Here is a 23,530-nt window from a genome sequence, read left to right as displayed (position 1 = left end):
ATTAAATGAAAATTCTGGTTATTAATTGCGGCAGCTCATCGTTGAAGTATCAATTGATTGATATGAAAAACGAAGAAGTTATTGCAAAGGGTCTGGCAGAAAGGATAGGAATTGAGGGTTCGGTTCTAAAGCACCAACCTAAGGATTCTGACAAAATAACAATAGAAAGACCTATGCCAACACACAAAGAGGCTCTGCAGACACTTGTAGATGCTTTAACAGATAAGAACTATGGTGTTATAAAGGATATGGGAGAGGTAGCTGCAGTAGGACATAGAGTAGTTCATGCAGGAGAGAAGTTCGCTTATTCAGTAATGTTGGATGAAGATGTAATGGGTGCACTGAAAGAGTGTATAGAAATAGCTCCATTGCACAATCCACCGAATATCATAGGTATCGAAGCATGCAGGCATATAATGCCTAATGTTCCTATGGTGGGAGTATTTGATACAGCCTTCCATCAGACTATGCCAAAGGAAGCATACATATATGCTATACCTTATGAATTCTATGAAAAGTATAAAATTAGAAGATATGGCTTCCACGGAACATCCCACAAATATGTTTCGGAAAAAGCAGCAGAAATGCTTGGCAAACCTCTAGAGCAGCTGAAGCTTATAACCTGCCATCTGGGCAATGGTGCTAGCATTGCAGCAGTAAAGTATGGCAAATCTGTAGAGACCAGCATGGGTTTTACACCTCTTGAAGGTCTTGCAATGGGAACAAGGTCAGGAGATATTGACCCTGCAATAATAAAATATCTGTCAGAAAAAGAAAACATGAGCGTTGCAAAGGTTGATGATATGCTAAATAAGAAGTCCGGTGTATTGGGCATATCCGGTGTAAGCAGCGATTTCAGAGATGTGGAAGAAGCTGCGGATAATGGCAACGAAAAGGCGAAGCTGGCTCTTGATGTATACGTTCATAAGGTCAAGAAGTATATAGGTGCATATGCTGCAATAATGAATGGTGCAGATGCAATCATATTTACAGCTGGCCTGGGTGAAAATTCAGACTTTATAAGAAGTGCAGTATGCAAGGATATGAGTTTTCTTGGAATAGAACTTGATGAAGCGAAGAATAAAGTAAGAGGCAAGGAAGTAGACTTGTCAAAAGCCGGTTCAAAGGTAAAAGTACTTCTTGTACCGACAAATGAGGAGCTTATGATTGCAAGAGATACAAAAAAGATTATAAACAAATAAGAAAGGCTTATATTGAAGCATTTTAACGGTTAAGGAAGCCTTTCTTGAAACTCGTTTACGGAAAGTGGAACACTAATGAAATTTATACTTTCCTACTCGTTATAAAGGAAAATAAAGCAAAAAGCAGGGAAACCTGCTTTTTGCTTTTCTAAACTAAAGAAATTCGTATATAAATATAATAAGCCTATATTTTCGAAGAATATATTTTTTGAATTGATCAGAAAAAAATTTGCTGCTCTTGAAGGATTTCTTAAAAAGTTGGCGTATATTTATATATAAGTTTTCAATACCATTATAACTATCAATGTACTGAAATTTGGAACACACATGACAGGGATATTTCTGTTATGATGATTTGAAATTGTCAGTATGCTGCGTCATTTATTTTTCGTAAATGAAATTCGGCAGAAAGGCTTGTCCTTTTTGCTTTTTTTATTATACTGCCCGGTAAGACCTCAGCTTCGGTGCTTCCTGGGAAGTAATGCTAAATTACAAGGGATGGACATTTATTATTTCGGGAGGTGTTGTTTTTGCTGAGGTATATTTTAAAGAGGTTCATTATTTCACTTATTACTATTTGGGTATTGACGACAATTGTATTCTTCCTAATCAGAGTTTTACCTGGCGATCCCTTCACATCAGAAAAGACCACCCCACAGATCAAGGAAAGTATGATGAAATACTATGGGCTGGATAAACCAATATATGTGCAATATGCCAAGTACATAAAGAATCTGCTGCAGGGCGATATGGGCTACTCCCTGAAGTTCAAGAACAGGACTGTTAATCAGGTTATAATTAATGCATTTCCAAATTCTGCAGAGCTGGGTATAAGAGCATTAATGATTGCTATTCCAATAGGTATTCTACTTGGTATTATTTCTGCGCTAAACCATAACAAGGCTTGGGATTACGGGAGTATGATTGTTGCGGTTATTGGTGTATCGGTACCAAGCTTTATTATTGGAGGATTGCTGCAGTATGTTTTTGCAATAAAGCTCAATTGGCTTCCTGTTGCTCAATGGAAGGGATTCGAATACACAATACTTCCTTCCTTTGCATTGGCACTTAGTACGCTGGCGTTGATTGCACGGCTGATGAGGGCAAGCATGCTGGAGGTTACAGGACAGGATTATATATTAACTGCAGAAGCAAAGGGGCTTCCGGTATATAAGATTGTTTGGAAGCATCAGATAAGAAATGCAATACTGCCGGTTATTACTGTACTGGGACCTATTGCTGCAGCTCTAATCACTGGTACCTTTGTTATTGAACAAATCTTTGCAATACCGGGTCTGGGGAAGCACTACGTAAACGGCATTCAGAGCCTGGACTATACGCTTGTATTGGGGCTGACGATTTTCTATGGAGCTTTTGTCATAATACTAAACTTTATTGTTGATATAATATATGGGTTTGTTGACCCTAGAATAAGGGCTACAAGATAGGGGAGGGATGGCAGTGATTGAGATAAATAAGGAATTATTCACCCATATGGGTATCAACGAGGAATACAGTGAGACAATTAACAGACCAAGCATGACTTACTGGCAGGATGCATGGAGAAGACTTAAGAAAAACAAAATAGCAATGGCAGGGATTGTAATATTGACAGTTTTCACTTTAATGGCAGTAATCGGACCATATATGGTGAAGTTCACATATAATTCAACCAACCTGGAGCTTTTGAACCAGTCACCTGACAAAGTACACTGGTTTGGCACTGATTCCTTGGGAAGAGACTTATGGGCAAGAGTCTGGATGGGCGCAAGGGTATCCCTGTTCATAGGCCTTGCGGCAGCGGGTATAGAATCCTTAGTCGGTATAATTGTAGGCGGGGTATCCGGTTATTTGGGCGGCAAAGCTGATATGATTATCATGAGATTTGTAGACATAATGATTTCAATTCCAGAACTAATATTCATAATACTTATCATGGTAGTCGTTGGCTCAGGTATTATGCCCATAATCATAGCTTTTGCAATCACCGGCTGGCTGAGAATGGCAAGACTGGTGAGAGGGCAGGTGCTTCAACTTAAAGAGCAGGAATTTGTGCTTGCTGCCAAGACCTTGGGTGCAAGCTCTAAAAGATTGGTTTTTAGACATCTTATTCCAAACACACTTGGAGTTATAATAGTTACCTTGACTATGGCAGTACCTAATGCGATATTTTATGAAGCATTTTTAAGCTTTATAGGCATAGGTGTAAGGCCGCCGCTTGCAAGCTGGGGGCAGCTGGCAAATACAGGAGCTCAGGTATTTGAAATATATCCCTTTGAACTTTTTATACCTGCTGTTTTTATCAGTTTGACCATGCTTTCTCTTAACCTTCTTGGGGATGGTTTGAGAGACGCTTTGGATCCAAGGCTTAGAAAGTAGGGGGGTGCAGAGAATGGAAAATAATAAGATTTTGGAAGTCAAGGATTTGCACGTATCCTTTGACACATATGCAGGAGAAGTCCAAGCGGTACGCGGTGTTACCTTTGATTTGTACAAGGCTGAGGCAATTGCAATAGTAGGAGAATCCGGCTGCGGCAAAAGCGTAACTGCAAAATCGGTAATGAAGCTTATACCTATGCCGCCAGGAAGGTTCAAAAAAGGGAATATTATATTTAATGGGAAGGACATAACTAATTATACTAGAAGGCAGATGGAAGCAATAAGGGGCTCGGAAATAGGGATGATATTCCAGGATCCTATGACTTCTTTATCGCCGACTATGCTGGTGGGAAGACAAATTGCTGAGGGTGTTATGCAGCATCAGAAAGTATCGAAGAAACAGGCATTGGAAAAAGCTGTTGAAATGCTTAAGCTGGTTGGCATACCAAACCCAGAGAGCAGGATAAATCAATACCCCCATGAGTTCAGCGGAGGTATGCGGCAGAGAGCGATGATTGCAATAGCTCTAGCATGCAATCCAAAGCTATTGATAGCTGACGAGCCTACTACTGCACTTGATGTTACCATCCAAGCGCAGATACTGGATTTGATGAAAGAGCTTAAGAAAAAGATAGATACCTCCATAATCTTGATAACACATGACTTAGGCGTTGTTGCCGACATTGCCGAGAGGGTAATAGTCATGTATGCAGGAAAGGTTGTGGAAGCAGGAAATATAGATGACATATTCTATAACCCCAAGCACCCGTATACCTGGGGACTTTTAAAGTCAGTACCGAGGCTTGATTCGGGCAGCAAAGAGGAGCTTATACCTATAACAGGCACACCTCCTGATTTGTTTTCGCCGCCAAAAGGCTGCGGTTTTGCAGCCAGGTGCAAGTATGCAATGAAAGTATGCTATATGATGCAGCCTGAAATGACTGAATGCGGAATGGGACACAATGCAGCTTGCTGGCTGCAGCACCCTGATTCACCCAAAATAGAGAGACCAGAAGGTATAGGCAGGAGCTAATGTAATTATAATAAATACGCTACCCAATATGTTGAAACGGGTGCAGTACTATGAGAAGAGGGATTCCTATGGATTCAAAAGGATGTATTGAAAAAAATGAAAAAGGGCATCTGGTTTTTGACGGCTGCGATGCTGTTGAGCTGGCTAAGGAATATGGCACGCCCCTTTATGTTATAAGTGAAAGCGAAATACGAAAAAGGTGCAAAAGGATAAAAGAGCATTTTACGGATAAATATACTGATACGCAAGCATTGTACGCAAGTAAAGCCATGAGCAATCTGGCCATTTACAAGATTATAGGCGAAGAAGGAATGGGTATTGATGTGGTGTCTGGTGGAGAATTGTACACTGCTATAAAAGCCGGTTTTCCTGCAGAAAAAATTTATTTTCACGGTAACAACAAAACTCCTGATGAGATTAAGCTGGCTATTGACAATAATATTGGCTGTTTTGTTATAGACAATGATCATGAGATTGCCATTATTCAAGAGCTAGCTCATGAGAGCGGCAAGAAGATTAAGGCGCTGCTTCGCATTACGCCGGGAGTATCTGGACATACCCACGAATATATTTCTACAGGTCAGATAGATTCTAAATTCGGCTTTTCAATTAATGATGACGTAGCTTTGAATGCAGTAAAAGAGGTACTTAAGTGCCCCAATATTCATTTTGCAGGTATCCACTGCCATATCGGCTCTAATATTTACCGCGTTGATGCATACAGAGAAGCGGTTAAGGTTATGACAACTCTCGCACTGCAAATCAAGCAGGAGCTTGGTGTGGAGATTGAAGAGCTGAATATGGGAGGCGGCTTTGGAGTTTATGATCATGATCAGGACAAACCTGTTGATATAGTAGATTTCATTGAAGTGACGATGAAGACTATAGAAGAGCAATGCTCTATTAAGAACTTAAAGAGACCAAGGATTATCATAGAACCGGGACGGTGGATCGTTGGCGAATCAGGTATAACACTGTATACCATAGGCGCAATAAAAGATATAAAAGGAATAAGAAAATACGTAAGTGTAGATGGCGGAATGGCGGATAACCCGAGACATGCTCTCTATAAGGCTGTATACAAGGCATCAGTGGCCAACAAGGTAAATGAATCCTGCACTGATACAGTGACTATAGCTGGGAAATGCTGCGAGTCAGGGGATATTCTTATCAGGAATCTTAAGACTCCGATACTGGAAGCCGGTGATATTCTGGCTGTATACGGCACTGGGGCCTATAACTATTCCATGTCCAGCAATTATAACAGGCTGAGGAGACCGGCATTGGTCATGGTCAACAAAGGAAAGTCAAAAGTTATTGTAAGAAGAGAAACATATGAGGATCTGATAAAGTACGAAATGCTTTAATTAAACGCCTTTATGAGAACTGATTCTTTTGTAAAGGGAGGTTGTCAAAATGGAGCTTGCTATAAATAATAGCTTGGTGATTGACCCTAAAAACAAAGTTTATTCAAAGCTGAATATTGCAGTTAATAACGGAAAAGTAGCAGAAATCACGCAAAAAAGACTTTCTGCCGATGTCACTATTGATGCGGATGGTATGGTGACGGCTCCAGGCTTTATAGATGCTCACATGCATGAAGGAGACTATGATAATGTAAGAGACAGCTTTGATACTGGGATATTTGAATGTATGTTGAGAATGGGAGTGACAACAGCAATTGGCGGAAATTGCGGTTCAGGTCCGGAAGATCCCGGTGAATACTTGGATGCCGCAGACCGATTGGGGCTGCCAATCAATCTGGCTTTACTGGTTCCTCACAATACACTCAGGCAAAGGGTAAAAGCAGCTGATAAATATCGGGCTGTCGGTATTGAGGATGCATATGCCATGAAGGAGTTGGCGGAGAATTGGCTTAACTGCGGCTGCATTGGCATATCCTTCGGGATACGCTACATTCCGGGCATAGACAGGCGCGAACTCCATATTATATCAGAAGCTGCAGTGGAAAGCAGGAAGGTAATAGCCGCACATATCAGAGATGATGCTTCAGTGGTTATACCATCTATAGCCGAAATTATGGATATAGCTGACAGGTTCGGAATACCAGTGCAGATTTCCCATATTGGAAGCATGGGAGGTTATGGGCAAATGGACGAAGTATTAGCATTCATTGATTACCACAGGTCACGAGGACTTGATGTTTATGCCGACTGTTATCCATACTCTGCTTTCAGCACCTGCATAGGCGAAACAACATATGATGATGGATTTCTGGAGCGTTATGGCACTTCCTATGAGAGTATTGAGATAGCAGAGGGCCCGTATAGGGGCAGCAGATGTACAAAGGGATTGTTTGAAAAACTAAGAGCTGAAGCCCCGGATACCTTAACAATAGGACATGTTATGAAAGAGTCGGAGATTTTAAAAGCTCTCGCTCATCCGGGGGTACTTATCGGCAGTGACGGTTTCATGCACTGCGGAGAAGGACATCCCCGCGCTGCAGGTACTTTTCCAAGAGTTCTTTCTGAATATGTCAGAAAAGGGAGACTTATGAGCCTTCAAGAAGCCATAAGCAAGATGACCTGGATGACAGCTGAACGCTTTGGCATACCAGGAGGAGAGCTGAGTGTTGGAAGTGCTGCAGATATTGTAGTATTCAGGCCGGAAGAAATTGAAGACAAAGCTACCTTTGAAAATCCGGCAATTCCTCCAGCTGGGATAGAATATGTCGTTCTGGGTGGCAGAGTTGCCTTAAAAGATGGAGAAATAATGAATCATCATTTGGGCAGGTCAATAAGAAAGTGACATTTATAGCTCGACAGGCTTACCTCTTTTAAAGTCCAGGTATTTCTTCTGCGCATCCTTAAAGGCCACTAAAATGGCTTTTTGTGAGGAGCCAAGATAACGCCTGGTAACCCGGGCTTTGACTGTGGCATAATCAGTGGCCATGTTTTCCTTAATTAAGATGTCTTTCAATATATTGTTTGTAAGGGTGATTATGGCGTTGCATTCAACGTCTATAATATTGCCGCTTTCGTTTTCTACAATGAAACCGATGAAAAATTGACCGTACATTTGTGTAATTGGGTTGTTCATCTGGGATTTGGAATTACCGATTATATATAATGTATCTTCAGGGTAGATCATACTAATCCTCCGCTATAAACAAAATTGTTTTATCATCATTAAAATAACATAAAACAGCTATGTGTACAAACAAAAATATTTTGCCGCCAATGGAGGATTTTTATAGAATAGAGCGTATATATATATAATTACAATTACAAAAACTGACACTCATGGCAGAGATTATGTTCTGCCGTAGTTCAAAAGCTTTTGTATGCTGCGTCATTTATTAGCGGAGATAGAGGTTATCCAAATAATTCTCCCTGATACGTAAATGAAATTCGGCAGAAAGGGTATACCTTTCTGCCTTTTTATTTTTGATAACGGAACAGGAGGGAGAGATTCTGAATGATTGAAAAAGTTATAACGGATTTATTAAGCTCCATGGAAGGAGAATTCTCCGTAATTCTAAAAGATCTGAGAAACGGAAGAGTTTACTTTGAGAAGGCTGCCGACAGGCAAGTTCCATCAGCAAGTACAATAAAAATACTGATAATGGTTGAAGCTTTCAAAAGGATTATGCTAGGCGGGCTGGATTTGGACAGAAAAATAAATGTTAGTGATAATGAGAAGGTAGAATTCAGCTTAATTACCGAAATGAGTACTGTTCAATTTACATTGAAGGATATGATAGTCCTGATGATGACTATCAGTGACAATACAGCGACCAATGTGCTTATTGAATTGCTTGGGATGGAGAACATCAATAACACAGGGGTGGAAATAGGACTTGAAGGCACAGTACTTCAAAGAAAGATGATGGATTTTGAAGCTGCTGGGAAAGGCAGGCAAAACCTAACAATACCAAGGGATCTGGTGAAGCTTGTTGAGAAGCTTTACAAAAATGAGATCCTGACACCAGAAGCTTGCAGCCAGATGCTGAAGATTATGAGCACTGTGATTGGCAGGGATTATATGATAAGAGACCTGCCTGTTGATATAAGAGTTGCACATAAGACCGGTGAACTGGATGGAATCAACCACGATGTAGGAATAATCTACACAACCAACTGCGATTACGTCTTGGGAATATTCGCAACAGGCCTTAAGGACAATATCACCGGGAGAAAATATATAGCACAGATATCTAAAGTAGTATTTGACCATATATATAAGTTAGGAGGAATAGAATGAAAATAAAACATATTGAGACAATGATGATTACTACTCCATTGAAGAAGCCCTTTAAAACTGCACTGAGACAAACAAGTATATCAGAGAGTATAATTGTCAAGATACACAGCGATGACGGACAGGTAGGTTTTGGGGGTGCGGCTCCAACGGCAGTTATAACAGGGGATACTTTGGATTCGATAAGAGGTGCAATTGAAAATTTTATTGGCCCGGCAATAATAGGGATAGATATAGAAGAGTTTGATACATTGATGAAGAAGCTTCATAGCTCTATTTTTAGAAACACCAGCGCAAAAGCCGCCATTGATATGGCCTTATATGATTTATACGGAAAGCATTTCAAAATACCGCTGTATAAGCTCTTCGGAGGAGCAAGGAAGGAAATTGAATCGGATATTACAGTTAGTGTAAACTCACCTGAAGAAATGGCTCAAGATGCTGTAGACTATATAAAAAGAGGATATACAACTTTGAAAACAAAGGTAGGCGTAGACAGCGAGCTTGACATTATCAGGATAAAAAGAATCAGAGAGGCGATAGGTAATAATGTAAAGCTTCGTCTTGATGCGAACCAGGGCTGGTTTGCAAAGGAAGCCGTAAGGACAATCAGGAAGCTCGAAGATATGGGAATGAATATTGAGCTTGTGGAGCAGCCTGTTAAAGCCCATGATTTTGAAGGTTTGAAGTATGTGACAGATAATGTGGATACTCCTATTATGGCAGATGAGTCACTGTTCTCACCTGAGGACGGGTTCAGCATACTTAAGCTTAGAGCAGCTGATATTTTGAATATTAAGCTCATGAAATGCGGAGGGCTGCATAATGCACTTAAGATAAATGCTATGGCTGAAAGCTGTGGTGTGGAATGTATGCTTGGAAGCATGATTGAGAGCAAGATAGGAATTACAGCAGCAGCGCATCTGGCCTGCGGCAAGCTTAATATAACAAGAGCGGATCTTGATGCAGTAGATTTGATGGCTGAGGATCCTATCGACGGTGGTGTTAAGGTAACAGGGAGCAGGCATGTGATACCTGAAAGCTATGGACTGGGCATCAATGGATTAAAGTAAGAGGAGGACTCAGTATGGAAAGAGCTGTAGTATTGAAAAATGTAGCATCACTTAATCTGCTGCCGGATTTGAACAGCGAACTGGCGGATGAAGTACTTCATGGAATGGTGCTGGAGATAGTTGAAAGGAAGTATGACCCATGGTATAAAGTTAAGACATTATATGATTATTATGGGTATGTGAATAAAAATGATTTGATTATTGATGACGCCGCAGCTTCTAAATGGCAGAACGAGAATTATGCAATTTGGAGACTGACAGCGGATGTCATGACTGAACCCAAATACGGCAGTAGAATTGCAGCTACTCTGGTAAGGGGCTGCCTGATAAGGTATACCGGAGTTTATGAGAATAAGTGGGAAAAGATAGGCCTTGCAGACGGAAGCTGGGGTTGGATAAGAACCGGTTTTGCCAATTATATAGAGAAGCTGTCTACAGTAGATGATGAAGAGAAGCTGCGCAGCAGAATTGTAAGCATAGCTATGGATTACCTTGACACCCAATACAGGTGGGGTGGGAAAAGCCATTTTGGGATTGATTGCTCCGGATTGGCTGCCATGGCTTATATGATGAATGGCTACCTGCTTCCGAGAGATGGGGGTCCACAGCAGGAATATTTGAAGGCTATAAAGAGAGAGGAAGCAAAACCGGGAGACCTGGTTTTTTTCCCTGGTCATGTAGCGGTTTATATTGGAGACGACAATTATATACATGCAACTGGCAGAGAAGGGTATACGCTCATAAACAGCTTTAATAAAGACAGTAAATTGTACAGGGAGGATCTTGATAAAGGTCAGACCGGTACATGTACAATATTTGGAATGTTTAATAAATAAACAAGGAGGCATAGGGATGAAGAAAATTTACGTTTCAGTAGATTTGGAAGGTATAGGCGGTATTGTTAGTACCATTCAGGTAGGAGCTGTTGAAAATGCTTTCTACAGCGAAGCAAGGAGGCTTATGGCAGGGGAAGCCAATGCTGTAATAGAAGGCATCAACCAAGCAGGTGGATTAGCCGTTATAGGCGACTCTCACGGCAATGAGCTGAATATACCAATTGAGCTTTTAAAAGGAGATTTTCTGCTATGCTGCGGCCAGGATAAGATGCTTTCAATGATGGGTGGTATGGATGATACATACAGCGGTGTCATATTGCTTGGCTATCACTCGCGATTCGGCACTCCTATGGCAATTATGGACCATACTTACAGCCCTACAACTCTTCGGGAATTGAAAATCAATGGCGTTCCAGTGGGAGAGTCTGAAATAAACGCTGAGGTAGCAGGGTACTTTAATGTGCCTGTACTAATGGTAAGCGGTGATGATGTCACAATGGCACAGGTAAGGAAATCCTTTCCTACTATTGAGACGGTAGCAGTAAAGAAGAGTATTGGCAGATATTCAGCACTCTGCGAGCCGGTTGACAAAGTTAGAAAGAAGCTTTCTGAGGCTGCAAGGATGGTCACTGAGAACATTGAAAAGTATGGGTATCTCTACAAGTCAAAACCTCCTATACGCATGGAATTTGCGTGGAATACAGCTGTAATGGCAGAACTGTGTACTTATGTGCCCGGGGTTGTCAGAGTGGATGAAAGGACGACTGCGTATGAGTGCAGCGATTACATTGAAGCCTTTAAGCTGTTCACTGTATTCAGAAGGCTCGCAACCTCGGTAGCGGATAGAAATTATCTATAATTTAGGTTCGAGGAGAAAATTACATCGAAGAAATGCTTGAACCTATTGCCCATTGCCTATAGCCTATTGCCAAAAATTAAATATCTACTGGATATAAAGCAATACTTCCTTTGGTGCTTTGACTTAATAAAAAAAGTTTGTAAATTTTGATAATACCAGCAGGGATATTTTCTTTAGCAACGAATACTATTAGTAATATAAAAGTATATAAGCTTTAATGGCTACTGCTTTGTTTACTTAATTACGTATTCGAAATCCAGTCGAAAATAGTTCTATTTTCTATTGGATTTTATTTTTATTAAATTTATAATGTTCTTAAAGGCTTAATAAAGCCTAATATATAAAATAAGGGGGAAGCAGATTTATGAAAAAGAAGTCATTAATGATTTGCCTTGCGTTATTGCTAACATTAAGCACACTGCTGTCCGCATGTGCTCCTAAAGCGCCTGTTCAGGGAGATGGTGCAGCAGCTCCGGCAGCAGCTGAAAAGTCTATCAACATTCTTATGGAGTCAGAACCACCGAACATTGACCCACAGATTGCCACAGACTTATATTCTTTCTTCGTAGCAGGACATGTGCTTGAAGGACTTGTAAGAGTTTATGACGGCAAAGTAATACCTGGTGCAGCTGAAAAGTGGGAAATATCACCTGATGGACTTACATATACCTTCCACCTGAGAGATTCAAAATGGAGCGATGGAGTACCTGTTAAAGCTAAGGATTTTGAATACTCAATATTGAGGCTTTTAGATCCCAAAACAGCTGCAGATTATGCTGAAGTTATGGGCTTCTATATTAAAAACGCCGCAAAATTCTACAGTGGAGAGATTACAGACAAATCCCAGGTCGGTGTAAAAGCGGTTGATGATAAGACTTTGGTAATAACTCTTGAAAGCCCAACCGGATATTTCCTGAGATTGCTTGGCTTTGTAAGCTACCTTCCTACAAGGGAGGATATGGTAGCAAAATTTGGTCAGGCATATTCATCTGAACCGGACAAGATGGTTTATAACGGACCATACATTGTTAAGGAATGGAAGCATGAGGAAAGTGTAACACTTGCAAAGAATCCTAATTTCTGGGATAAAGATAATATTAAAATGGATACCATTGAGTGTCCAATAGTTTCAGATCTCAAGACAGCCGTTAATATGTTTGAAGCAGGAGATTTGGATTTCAGCTCCATACCTGCTGATTTGTTAGATACTTATATCCAGAATGGAAAAGCTAAAATGAATCCTAACGGCGGCTTGTATTTTGTGCAGTTCAACTATAGCAGCAAGACTAATGGCCAAATATTAGGAAATACTAACTTCAGAAAAGCCATATCTTATGCTATCGACAGGGATAGTTTGATGAAAGCTGTGTTTAAGAGGGGTACAGCAGCATCTCGATATGTACCTAATAACATAATGGGCTTGAATGACAAGTTTGATGAGGAGAATTCATTGAATGCACTGCCGGCAAAGTTTGATTCTGCAGAAGCAAAGAAATACTTTGATTTGGCTCTTAAAGAGCTTAATTTGACAGCAGACAAATTTCCAACAATAAAGCTTTTAGGAGCAGATACAGCTGATGCCAGGAAGTATTGTGAAGCTTTACAGGATATGATTCTTAAAAATCTCGGTATAAAGATAGAACTTATAAACGTTCCTTCAAAGCAGAGGCTGCAGGCTGTCAAGGATAGGGATTATGAAATGGTTTACGCCAACTGGTTCCCTGATTTTGATGATCCAATGACTTATCTTGATATATGGATCACAGGCGGCGGCTTCAACCGTTCAGACTATACAAATCCGAAATATGACGCTTTGATTAAGGAAGCAAAATCAGCTACTGATGAAAAAGTAAGACAGCAAAAGATGTTTGAGGCAGAAAAAATTGTTCTTGAAGACATGATAGTTGTTCCGCTTCACTGGGCAGCTAATGCAGGTTTGGAGTCAGACAGGATGGTCAACTTTAAACGTTCCATGGTTGGTGCAGACCCAGACCTCACTTTCGTAGATGTAAAATAATAGCAGTATTAGGAAAAGGTGCTGTCCTAGCTGGGACCGCACCTTTTTTGTTTAAATAAACAACTCGGTGTTAATACTAAATATACGCAGGTATGAAGTGTTTTTGCTTGACAAAACATATATTGATTTGTATAATAAAATTTGTTAATTACATAGAGGTGTGCTTAATGGAACTTAATTTTACCAAGATTTCTAGATCCGAAGGCGTCACAGAGGAATTTGACATAACTGACCATCTTGATGATAGCACTATTGAATTCTGCGGTGAGAGATTAAATATCGTTTCGCCGGTTGCAGTAAAAGGCAGTGCAGTTAATTATGAAGGCAAGATAAATGTGGATCTCAGAATTACAACTCAAGTGGAGAGGACATGTTCCAGATGCCTTGAAAGCTTCAAGGAAGAGGTTCAAGTAGATTCCAGCTATGTTTTTGTCAAAGAAGCCAAGGACAATGAGGAAGACTATTATACCTTCAAGGGTGACAAGGTGGACATCACAGATCTTGTTATGGGTGATATAGCATCCGAGCTTGCCATGAAACCACTTTGTAACAAAGACTGCAAAGGACTGTGTCCGATATGCGGAGAAAATAAGAACAATAGCGACTGCCAATGCAAAAACGAAAAAATTGATCCAAGAATGCAAGCTTTAAGCAAGCTGCTCGACAGAAAGTAAGGAGGTGTTTATATTGGGTTTACCGAAGAGAAGACACTCACAAGCAAGAAGAGATAAGAGAAGAGCTAACTGGAAGTTGGCTTTACCGGGACTGGTTGCATGTCCACAGTGTCATGAACCGAAGCTTCCTCACAGGGTGTGCAAATCCTGCGGCTACTACAAGAATAGAGTAGTTATAAAAGTTAAAGAATAATTAAGAAGATTTGATTGATGGTTTCCTCAGTGCAAAGTTTTGTAATGGGGGAACTATTTATTTTTTTTGCAAAACACTTGCATAATTGGTGCTAAGTATTATATATTAATATTAGTACCAGATACTAAGGACTATTTTGGTTTTGGAGGCTTGAAAATGAAGCAGAAAAGCGTAAGCAAAAAGGAAAGACTGGCGAGTCTATTGGATAGAATAAAGATAGACCCATTTCTTACTGATGAAGAGCTCGCAGAAAGCTTCAACGTAAGCATACAAACTATAAGGCTCGACAGGCTTGAGTTGGGAATACCGGAGCTTAGGGAGAGAATAAAAAGCGTTGCGGAGGATAACTATTCCAAGGTCAAGTCTCTTCAAGGAAAAGAGATTATGGGAGAACTGGTGGATTTGAACCTTGGTGTCAGCGGGATTTCCATTCTGGAAACTGATAATGTATTCGCTTTCGAAAGGACAAATGTAGTTAAGGGACAGTACATATTTGCCCAGGCTGAGTCACTGGCTATCGCTGTTATTGATTCCAGTGTTGCTCTTATAGGGGTAGCAAATATTAAATACAAAAGCCCAGTATTTGCTGGCGATAAGCTAATTGCAAAAGCTGAAGTCGTAAGAACCCGGGGCAATAAATATTTCGTCTGGGTGTTCATAAAGGTAAAACAGGCTGAAGTGTTCAGAGGGAAGTTTATCCTTGTATCCTTCAGTAAATAGAGGTAACATAATCACACAAAAGTATCTTTTATGTATTATGCATTGGAGGTTTGAATATGAGGGTTGCTATTGATGTTATGGGTGGAGATAATGCACCAAGGGCGATAGTGGAAGGCTCTATTCTTGCGCTGAGGGAATATGGTGCAGAGTTGTATCTTGTGGGTTTGAAGGATGAGATACTAAAATATATTAGTGAAGAAGATAAACATAATCCTAAGATTAATATTATTGAAGCTTCAGAAATAATCAATTTTGATGAAGCTCCGGTCAATGCAATTAAACATAAAAAGAATTCCTCACTGGTAGTGGGGCTTAAGCTGGTAAAGGATGGCCATTGCGATGCCTTTGTGTCTGCAGGAAGCACAGGAGCATTTTTGGCAGGGGCGCTTCTTAAGGTAGGAAGAATAAAAGGTATAGACAGGCCTGCACTTTCACCTCTCATACCAACTGTTAAAGGCAGCTGCATGGTCATAGATGTGGGTGGAAATATGGATTGCAAGCCCAGAAACTTGCAGCAATTCGCTATAATGGGCTCAATATATATGGAAAAGGTAATGGGAATAAAAAATCCAAGAGTAGGACTACTAAATGTTGGGACCGAATCCTCCAAAGGGAATGAACTTACAAAGGCAAGCTTTGAACTTATAAAAAATACTTCAGTCAATTTTGTAGGAAATGTTGAAGCCAGGGATATAATAACCGGAGTATGTGATGTATGCGTTTGTGACGGCTTTGCAGGGAATGTACTTTTAAAGACCACTGAAGGTGTTGCCATGACAATATTCAAGCAGTTAAAGAATGAGTTCACAAAAAGCTTCAAGACACAATTGGGAGCGATGCTGTTAAAGAGCAGCTTAAGAAATTTCAAGAAGCAGTTTGATTATACCGAAGTTGGTGGGGCTCCGTTTTTGGGTATTAACGGAATTATGATCAAAGCACATGGAAGTTCAGATGCCAATGCAGTAAAGAACGCAATAAGACAGGCAAAGATGCTCTATGATAACAAGTGTGTTGATACAATCATGAGCGAAATTAGTGAATTAGGAGTTGAGAACACTGATGAACAAGCTTAAAATGGCAGGTATAATCGGTACAGGAAGCTGTCTGCCGGATAGGGTAATGACAAACCAAGAGATGGAACAAATCGTTGATACAAACGATGAATGGATAAGGTCACGAACAGGAATATGTGAACGAAGAGTATCTGACGAGAATACAGCTACTTCTGATCTTTCTACAACTGCTGCATTAAGGGCTTTGGAAAACGCGAACCTGAAGCCTGAGGACATTGACCTTATTATTGTAGCTACAGTTACTCCGGATATGGCATTTCCTTCAACTGCCTGCATAGTGCAGAAGAATATAGGAGCGGTGAATGCAGCGGCTTTTGACTTGGAGGCAGCATGCAGCGGCTTTTTGTATGGACTTTCAGTTGCAGAAAACTTTATTAAGACAGGATATTACAAGCACGTATTGGTTATAGGGGCAGAGACTCTTACAAAAATAGCTGATTTTACCGATAGAAACACCTGTGTTATTTTTGGAGATGGTGCAGGTGCAGCAGTGATATCAGAGGTAGAGGATGATTATGGCATTTTATCTACTTATATAGGAGCAGATGGAAGAGGAGGACACCTCCTTCACCAACCGGCAGGAGGATCAAGGATTCCGGCTACAGTAGAGAGTGTCCAAAGCGGACTTCATTATATAAAAATGGACGGCAGCGAAGTATTTAAGTTCGCTGTAAAAATAATGGGCGAAGCCGCTGAGAAAGCTTTAGCTAAATGCGGTTTGAACAAGGAAGATATTGATTATCTGATTCCTCATCAAGCGAATATCAGAATAATAGATGCAGCAGTCAGAAGATTGAAAATATCAACTGAAAAGGTACATATTAATATAGACAAATACGGAAACATGTCCTCTGCTTCAGTGGCAATAGCCTTGGATGAAGCAAACAGGAACGGATGCTTAAAGGATGGTGATATTACCGTTCTTGTAGCCTTCGGAGGAGGCTTGACCTGGGGAGCTGCTGTATTAAAATGGAAAGGTATCGGGAGGTAGACAAATGTTTAAGACTTCAATATGTGATGTACTTGGAATAAAGTATCCGATACTGCAGGGCGGAATGGCTTGGGTTGCCACGGCAGAGCTTGCTGCGGCAGTATCTAATGCAGGAGGACTGGGAATAATAGGTGCTGGGAACGCACCTGGAGAATATGTGAGAAGCGAGATAAAAAAGGCAAAGAAACTGACTGATAAGCCCTTTGGTGTGAATATAATGCTCTTGTCACCTTTCGTAGAGGAAGTTATAGATGCAGTTTACGAGGAGAGAGTACCAGTCATAACAACAGGTGCAGGAAATCCGGGGAAATATATAGCTCGGTTTAAGGAAATTGGTACAAAGATAATTCCGGTTGTTCCGGCGGTATCTCTTGCCAAGAAAATGGAGCAGGAGGGCGTTGATGCAGTAATTGCTGAGGGAACGGAGTCCGGAGGCCATGTAGGAGAGCTTACCACTATGGCATTGGTGCCACAGGTGGTGGATGCAGTAAATATACCTGTTATTGCGGCAGGAGGAATAGCTGACGGAAGAGGATTGATATCTGCACTTGCTCTTGGTGCTCAAGGCGTGCAGATGGGTACTATCTTTGTGTGTGCAGCAGAGTGTACAGCTCATGAGAACTATAAACTGGCGATAATTAAGGCTGGTGACAGAGGAACCATAGTAACAGGGCGCGTAACAGGTCATCCGGTAAGGATTTTGAAGAATAAGCTGGCAAGAGAATTTGAAAAGCTTGAAAAGGCAAATGGAAGTGCTGATGAATATGAAAAGCTTGGGGTAGGGCGTCTAAAGGCTGCAGTTGTGGATGGAGATGCTAACTATGGCTCTGTGATGGCTGGTCAGATAAGCGGTCTGGTAACGCAAATCAAGCCAGCAAAAGATATCATAGAAGATATTGTGAAGGAAGCTCTCAAAGTTTTAGACACAGTAGGAACACTGGCAAAGGAGGAGTAGAATGTCAAAAATAGCTTGCATTTTCCCCGGACAGGGAGCTCAATACCCGGGTATGGGAAAGGAAATTGCTGAAAATTATAGTGAAGCAATGAAGATATTTAATCTCGCTAGTGATAGGCTGGGCATAGACATGAAAAAGCTCTGCTTCGAGGGAGATGAAGAAGAACTAAAAAAGACGGAAAACACACAGCCATCTATACTTACTGCCAGTATAGCCCTGCTGGAGGTACTGAAACTGAAAGGTATAGAGCCTGAAGTAACAGCCGGTTTGAGCCTCGGTGAATACTCAGCACTGGTAGCATCTAAAGCAATAAGCTTTGTAGATGCAGTTGCATTAGTAAAAAAGAGAGGCAAATACATGCAGGAGGCAGTTCCTGCCGGAGAAGGCACAATGGCGGCTATTATGGGCATGGAGAGGGAATCTGTAATGGAATGCTTGAAGATGGCAAGTGGATTTGGTGTTGTGGAAGCAGCTAATTTCAATTGCCCCGGACAGATTGTCATAGCCGGACATACAAAAGCTGTAGAACATGCCTGCACAATATTAAAGGAAAAAGGCGCAAAAAGAGCGATAATGCTTCCTGTTAGCGCACCCTTCCATTCAAGCCTCTTGAAGCCTGCCGGGGATCGGTTGGCCTTGGAGCTTGAAAAGGTTGATATATCTGATAATGAATTGCCTGTTGTTTCAAATGTAAATGCTCAGGTAATAATGAACAAATATGAAATAAAAAAATGCCTCGTTGAACAAGTCAGCAATTCGGTTCTTTGGGAAGATAGCATAAAACACATGATGGACATGGGAGTGGATACCTTTATCGAAGTGGGACCAGGGAAGACGCTTTCAGGTTTTGTAAAGAAAATTGATAAGAGCCTTTATGTTTATAATGTCGAGGATATGGAGTCCTTGGAAAATACTATAGTTAGCATAAGGGAGAGATTATAATGCAATTAAAGGGAAAAACCGCTGTAGTGACAGGGGGATCAAGAGGTATAGGCAAGTCAATTTCTCTTATGCTTGCCTCAAAGGGAGCAAATGTAGTGGTCAACTACACCTCCAGCCGGGAGTCCGCAGAATCAGTTGTCAAGGAAATAGAGGCAATGGGTGTGTCGGGGATGGCTGTAAAGGCTGATGTTTCCAAAGGCGCTGAGGTAGAAAATTTAGTGAATGAAGTATTAAACGCATACGGCAGCATAGATATATTAGTAAATAATGCCGGGATTACAAGGGATAACCTGATAATCCGCATGACAGAGCAAGATTTCGATGATGTGATTAATACAAATCTCAAAGGTGCATTTATATGCACAAAATCGATAGCTAAGGTAATGATTAAGCAAAAGTCGGGTAAAATAATAAATGTTTCCTCTGTGGTTGGCATAACTGGAAACGCGGGTCAATCCAACTATGCAGCAGCTAAAGCAGGAATCATTGGTTTTACTAAATCTATGGCTAAGGAATTGGCCAAGAGGGGCATAAATGTAAATGCAGTTGCCCCCGGCTTTATAGAGACTGATATGACCTCAAAGCTGCCTGAAAAGGTAAAAGAGGAGTTCGCTAATAATATTCCATTAATGCGTACAGGAAAGCCGGAAGATGTAGCTAAAGCAGTACTGTTTTTAGCGTCGGAATATTCTGACTATATCACAGGCCAAATAATTAATATTGACGGTGGTATGGTTATGTAATATTATCATAATATAAAATCCTGAAGGGAGGTGAACTTAATGATTTTTGAGAAGGTTCAGGAGAAAGTAGCGGAGCAGCTTGGAGTAGACGCGGAAGAGGTTTTATTGGAGTCTTCCTTCATTGATGATTTGGGTGCCGATTCACTTGATATAGTGGAGCTTTTAATGGCGCTCGAAGAGGAGTTTGATATAGAAATACCTGATGAGGAAGCAGAAAAGCTCGCAAGTGTTGGCGATGTAGTTGATTACATAAAAAACAATAAATAAAAGATGTCCCGTAAAGCGGGGCATTTTTTTTTAAAAATCAGTAATTAAATAAATTGAGCTAAAATTCTTACATTATATCAAGCAGACAGCCCTGCATAATTGGTCCGACCCGAGGATGGCTGCGATGATAGAATGTATAGAATTATCACAATTTATATCAATGATTATATATAATTTTATTTAAGGAGAGGAAGCGCTTGAACAAGAGAAGAGTAGTTATAACAGGAGTAGGGATAATTTCCCCTATTGGTATTGGTAAAGATGAATTCTTTAAAAGCTTAAAGGAAGGCAAATGTGGAGTTGACTATATAACCAGGTTTGATACAACGGATTATGATACAAAGATTGCGGCTGAAGTAAAGGATTTTGATCCAACTGAATACATTGACAAAAAAGAGTGCAGAAGGATGGATAGATTTACACAGTATGCAGTTGCAGCATCCAAAATGGCTGTTACAGATTCAGCACTGGACATAAACGCGATAGACAACGATATGTTCGGAGTGTGTATAGGTTCTGGTATTGGGGGTATGGAAACCCTTGAAGCACAGCATGACATTCTAAGAGAAAAGGGCCCAGGCAGGGTAAGCCCCTTTATGGTACCGATGATGATATCCAATATAGCGTCAGGCAATGTATCTATAGCTTTGAATGCAAAAGGCCCAAATACCACAGTAGTGACAGCTTGCGCATCAGGTACAAATGCAATAGGGGAAGCCTTCAAAACAATTCAGAGAGGTGCTGCCGATATTATGGTTACAGGAGGAACGGAAGCCTCCATCACACCTTTATCTTTTGCTGGATTTTGTTCAATGAAAGCGTTGTCAACCAGAAATGATGATCCAAAGACAGCATCAAGACCATTCGATAAGGACAGAGATGGCTTCGTAATGGGGGAAGGTGCAGGGATGCTGATTGTTGAAGAGCTTGAGCATGCACAAAAAAGAGGCGCTAGAATATACGGAGAGGTTGTAGGATATGGCGCTTCCGGAGATGCTTATCATATAACAGCGCCATCACCAGATGCACAGGGTGCATACAGAGCAATGTTAATGGCGGTTAAGGATGCAGGTATAGAGGCAACGGAAATTGATTACATCAACGCTCATGGAACCTCCACAGGCATGAATGACAGGCTGGAGACCCTTGCGATAAAGAAGCTTCTTGGGGATGATGCCGGCAAGGTCGCAATAAGCTCAACCAAATCCATGACTGGTCATCTTTTGGGAGCAGCTGGAGCAATTGAAGCTGTTGCTTGCCTATTGGCTATAAATGAGGGAATAATACCTCCGACTATAAACTATACGACACCTGATGAAGAGTGTGACTTGGACTATGTTCCAAACAAAGCAAGAAATAAGGAAGTAAAATACGCTATGTCAAATTCCTTAGGCTTTGGAGGACATAACGCCACTATCATGTTGAAAAAATTCGAATAAATGATATAGTAGAGATTGGGAATAATATTCCATTAGGGATATGTCTCAATCTCTAATTTTTTTTGCAGCATTACTTTTATAGGGAGTGATTGAATTGTCAGGTATTGATTCTAAAAGATTGAAATGTCTAAATGATTTTGAGGGCATAATTGAGTATTCATTTAAGAATATCAATATATTGAATAATGCGCTTACCCACAGCTCCTTTGTGGCCTCAAAGCCGGATTTCCTGGAGCACAATGAAAGGCTTGAGTTTATTGGCGATTCCATTCTCAATATGGTAATAAGTCTGCACTTGTACAGCAATTGCAAGAACTCTCCGGAAGGAAGCCTGACAAGGTACAGGGCGGGTATAGTATGTGAGCAGTCCCTTTACAATGCCTCAAATAGATTGAAGATTGGACAGTATTTGCTTCTGAGCAAAGGCGAGGAGAATACGGGTGGAAGAAACAGGGTTTCCATTCTGGCTGATGCCTTTGAAGCTGTGATTGCTGCAATTTATCTTGACGGGGGAATAAAGAAAGCAAAGACTTTTATTATAAACAACCTGAAGGAAATAATAAATGACGCTATAGAAAACAGGATTTTCAGCGATTATAAATCCTTCCTGCAGGAGCATATCCAGAAAAACAATTCTGGCAAGCTGAGCTACAAGATGCTCAAAGAGGAAGGGCCGGATCACGATAAGACTTTTGAAATAGCCTTGTTTCTAAATAGTGCAATGATTGGCAGTGGGACGGGGCATAGCAAGAAGGATGCGCAGCAGGCTGCCGCAAAAGACGCAATAATTAGTCTTGGTGTGAAAAATGAGTAAGAAGCATTATATAATTCCAATATTTGTGCCGCATAAAGGTTGCCCCCATGACTGCATATTCTGCAACCAGAAAAAGATAACGGGACAGCTTGGTGAAGTAACAGCTCAGGAGGTAAGGGAAAAGATCGAGGAATACCTTGAGACAATACCTGAGGAAGGAAGCCATATAGAGGTTGCATTTTATGGAGGAAGCTTTACTGCTATTTCTTTGGACTATCAGAAAGAGCTCTTGGAAGCGGCCTTCAGTTATATTGAAAATGGCAGAATAAAGAACATAAGAGTATCAACGAGACCGGACTGTATTGATGCTGAGATTTCGGATAATCTGAAAAGATATGGCGTAGGTGTAGTGGAGTTGGGCGTTCAATCAATGGATGAAGAGGTACTGAAACTCTGCAATAGAGGTCATACCTCAGAGGATGTGGTTGACGCTGTTCGTATTTTAAAGAAATATGACTTTATTATTGGTGTACAGATGATGGTCGGACTGCCGGGAGACACCGAGGAGAAAGCTTTGAGAACAGCTGAGGAGCTTATTGGGCTAAAGCCGGATATTGCAAGAATATACCCAGCTTTAGTAATAAAAAATACCTATATAGAGGAAATGTACCTAAAAGATGAATACCATCCTCTGACCTTGGAAGCGGCTGTTGAGGAGTCTAAAAAGCTGTTAATACTTTTTGAGGGAAATGGAGTAAATGTGATCAGGATAGGACTTCAGCCTACCGAAAATATACTCCTGGGCAAGGACGTGGTTGCAGGCCCCTTCCATCCTTCTATGCGGCACTTGGTTGAATCTCTTGTCTACAGAGATATGATTACACACCTATTAGGCAAGATGCCGCAAAACCATCATAATATCATAATTAAAGTTAACCCGAGGAATATTTCAGAATTGATGGGGCACAAAAAATGTAATATTGAATTTCTTAGGGCAAATTTTTTTATCGACAAATTGGATATAATTCAAGATGATTGTGTTGAAACAGATACAATAGTGCTTACTGACGGGGAAAAAAGTATTAAAATGTCAGAAAAAGACTATTATTCCATATTGGCCAAATGAAGGAATTGGAAAATATTTATAGAATACTATAA

The 23,530-nt window shown here is 40.7% G+C and carries 24 protein-coding genes; 23 read left to right on the top strand and 1 reads right to left on the bottom strand.

Features of this window, described 5'->3' with window-relative positions; all coding sequences use genetic code 11:
- The first annotated feature begins 5 nt into the window (after positions 1 to 5).
- From VEB00_09015 to VEB00_08990, 6 genes are all read left to right on the top strand, one after another.
- The gene (locus VEB00_09015) at positions 6 to 1,202 is read left to right on the top strand and encodes an acetate kinase (GenBank protein HYF83150.1); all 1,197 of its coding nucleotides are present in this window, start codon (positions 6 to 8) and stop codon (positions 1,200 to 1,202) included.
- A gap of 530 nt (positions 1,203 to 1,732) precedes the next feature.
- Positions 1,733 to 2,650: an ABC transporter permease gene (locus VEB00_09010; GenBank protein HYF83149.1), complete on the top strand. Its 918-nt coding sequence runs from the start codon at positions 1,733 to 1,735 to the stop codon at positions 2,648 to 2,650.
- Between the two features lie 7 nt (positions 2,651 to 2,657).
- Positions 2,658 to 3,581 (top strand): ABC transporter permease, encoded by a 924-nt coding sequence (locus tag VEB00_09005; protein HYF83148.1) that lies wholly within the window; start codon positions 2,658 to 2,660, stop codon positions 3,579 to 3,581.
- A gap of 13 nt (positions 3,582 to 3,594) precedes the next feature.
- Positions 3,595 to 4,614, top strand: coding sequence for an ABC transporter ATP-binding protein (locus VEB00_09000; protein HYF83147.1), 1,020 nt, complete (start codon positions 3,595 to 3,597; stop codon positions 4,612 to 4,614).
- A gap of 68 nt (positions 4,615 to 4,682) precedes the next feature.
- Positions 4,683 to 5,981 (top strand): diaminopimelate decarboxylase, encoded by a 1,299-nt coding sequence (gene lysA, locus VEB00_08995; protein HYF83146.1) that lies wholly within the window; start codon positions 4,683 to 4,685, stop codon positions 5,979 to 5,981.
- A gap of 49 nt (positions 5,982 to 6,030) precedes the next feature.
- Positions 6,031 to 7,383 (top strand): amidohydrolase family protein, encoded by a 1,353-nt coding sequence (locus VEB00_08990; protein ID HYF83145.1) that lies wholly within the window; start codon positions 6,031 to 6,033, stop codon positions 7,381 to 7,383.
- A 3-nt stretch (positions 7,384 to 7,386) separates the two neighbouring features.
- Here VEB00_08990 and VEB00_08985 read toward each other — a convergent pair whose 3' ends face one another.
- Entirely contained in the window at positions 7,387 to 7,725 is a 339-nt protein-coding gene (locus VEB00_08985; GenBank protein HYF83144.1) for a DUF3870 domain-containing protein, read from the bottom strand.
- Between the two features lie 327 nt (positions 7,726 to 8,052).
- Here VEB00_08985 and VEB00_08980 point away from each other — a divergent pair, with 327 nt between their 5' ends.
- The 17 genes from VEB00_08980 to VEB00_08900 all read left to right on the top strand — a co-directional run bounded on the left by VEB00_08980 (position 8,053) and on the right by VEB00_08900 (position 23,498).
- Positions 8,053 to 8,838: a serine hydrolase gene (locus VEB00_08980; GenBank protein ID HYF83143.1), complete on the top strand. Its 786-nt coding sequence runs from the start codon at positions 8,053 to 8,055 to the stop codon at positions 8,836 to 8,838.
- Positions 8,835 to 9,908, top strand: a complete 1,074-nt coding sequence (locus tag VEB00_08975; GenBank protein ID HYF83142.1) for a dipeptide epimerase — start codon at positions 8,835 to 8,837, stop codon at positions 9,906 to 9,908. Before VEB00_08980 ends, VEB00_08975 begins: the two co-directional genes overlap by 4 nt.
- A gap of 14 nt (positions 9,909 to 9,922) precedes the next feature.
- Complete coding sequence (locus VEB00_08970) at positions 9,923 to 10,744, top strand: NlpC/P60 family protein (protein HYF83141.1); 822 nt, start codon at positions 9,923 to 9,925, stop codon at positions 10,742 to 10,744.
- 16 nt (positions 10,745 to 10,760) lie between these two features.
- Entirely contained in the window at positions 10,761 to 11,603 is an 843-nt protein-coding gene (locus tag VEB00_08965; protein HYF83140.1) for a M55 family metallopeptidase, read from the top strand.
- Positions 11,604 to 11,967: 364 nt separating this feature from the next.
- Complete coding sequence (locus VEB00_08960; GenBank protein HYF83139.1) at positions 11,968 to 13,620, top strand: peptide ABC transporter substrate-binding protein; 1,653 nt, start codon at positions 11,968 to 11,970, stop codon at positions 13,618 to 13,620.
- A gap of 167 nt (positions 13,621 to 13,787) precedes the next feature.
- Complete coding sequence (locus VEB00_08955) at positions 13,788 to 14,294, top strand: DUF177 domain-containing protein (GenBank protein HYF83138.1); 507 nt, start codon at positions 13,788 to 13,790, stop codon at positions 14,292 to 14,294.
- A gap of 13 nt (positions 14,295 to 14,307) precedes the next feature.
- On the top strand, positions 14,308 to 14,487 hold the full coding sequence (gene rpmF / locus VEB00_08950) for a 50S ribosomal protein L32 (GenBank protein HYF83137.1): 180 nt from the start codon (positions 14,308 to 14,310) through the stop codon (positions 14,485 to 14,487).
- 156 nt (positions 14,488 to 14,643) lie between these two features.
- The gene (fapR, locus tag VEB00_08945; GenBank protein ID HYF83136.1) at positions 14,644 to 15,207 is read left to right on the top strand and encodes a transcription factor FapR; all 564 of its coding nucleotides are present in this window, start codon (positions 14,644 to 14,646) and stop codon (positions 15,205 to 15,207) included.
- Between the two features lie 56 nt (positions 15,208 to 15,263).
- Entirely contained in the window at positions 15,264 to 16,280 is a 1,017-nt protein-coding gene (gene plsX, locus VEB00_08940; protein HYF83135.1) for a phosphate acyltransferase PlsX, read from the top strand.
- Positions 16,267 to 17,271: a beta-ketoacyl-ACP synthase III gene (locus tag VEB00_08935; protein ID HYF83134.1), complete on the top strand. Its 1,005-nt coding sequence runs from the start codon at positions 16,267 to 16,269 to the stop codon at positions 17,269 to 17,271. Before plsX ends, VEB00_08935 begins: the two co-directional genes overlap by 14 nt.
- A gap of 4 nt (positions 17,272 to 17,275) precedes the next feature.
- A complete protein-coding gene (gene fabK / locus VEB00_08930; GenBank protein ID HYF83133.1) occupies positions 17,276 to 18,226 on the top strand; it encodes an enoyl-[acyl-carrier-protein] reductase FabK in 951 nt (316 codons plus the stop codon).
- 1 nt (position 18,227) lies between these two features.
- The gene (gene fabD, locus VEB00_08925; GenBank protein ID HYF83132.1) at positions 18,228 to 19,169 is read left to right on the top strand and encodes an ACP S-malonyltransferase; all 942 of its coding nucleotides are present in this window, start codon (positions 18,228 to 18,230) and stop codon (positions 19,167 to 19,169) included.
- Positions 19,169 to 19,912 (top strand): 3-oxoacyl-[acyl-carrier-protein] reductase, encoded by a 744-nt coding sequence (fabG, locus tag VEB00_08920; protein ID HYF83131.1) that lies wholly within the window; start codon positions 19,169 to 19,171, stop codon positions 19,910 to 19,912. The genes fabD and fabG overlap by 1 nt, the downstream gene beginning before the upstream one ends.
- A 39-nt stretch (positions 19,913 to 19,951) precedes the next feature.
- The gene (gene acpP / locus VEB00_08915; protein ID HYF83130.1) at positions 19,952 to 20,179 is read left to right on the top strand and encodes an acyl carrier protein; all 228 of its coding nucleotides are present in this window, start codon (positions 19,952 to 19,954) and stop codon (positions 20,177 to 20,179) included.
- A gap of 197 nt (positions 20,180 to 20,376) precedes the next feature.
- Complete coding sequence (gene fabF / locus VEB00_08910; protein HYF83129.1) at positions 20,377 to 21,618, top strand: beta-ketoacyl-ACP synthase II; 1,242 nt, start codon at positions 20,377 to 20,379, stop codon at positions 21,616 to 21,618.
- A 94-nt stretch (positions 21,619 to 21,712) separates the two neighbouring features.
- Complete coding sequence (gene rnc, locus VEB00_08905) at positions 21,713 to 22,432, top strand: ribonuclease III (protein HYF83128.1); 720 nt, start codon at positions 21,713 to 21,715, stop codon at positions 22,430 to 22,432.
- The gene (locus VEB00_08900) at positions 22,425 to 23,498 is read left to right on the top strand and encodes a radical SAM protein (protein ID HYF83127.1); all 1,074 of its coding nucleotides are present in this window, start codon (positions 22,425 to 22,427) and stop codon (positions 23,496 to 23,498) included. The genes rnc and VEB00_08900 overlap by 8 nt, the downstream gene beginning before the upstream one ends.
- Positions 23,499 to 23,530: the final 32 nt, after the last annotated feature.

Source organism: Clostridia bacterium, assembly GCA_035628995.1.
Taxonomy (GTDB): Bacteria; Bacillota; Clostridia; order Lutisporales; family Lutisporaceae; genus BRH-c25.
The sequence above is the reverse complement of the archived record's forward strand: the minus strand, read 5'-3'. Positions and strand labels throughout refer to the sequence as shown.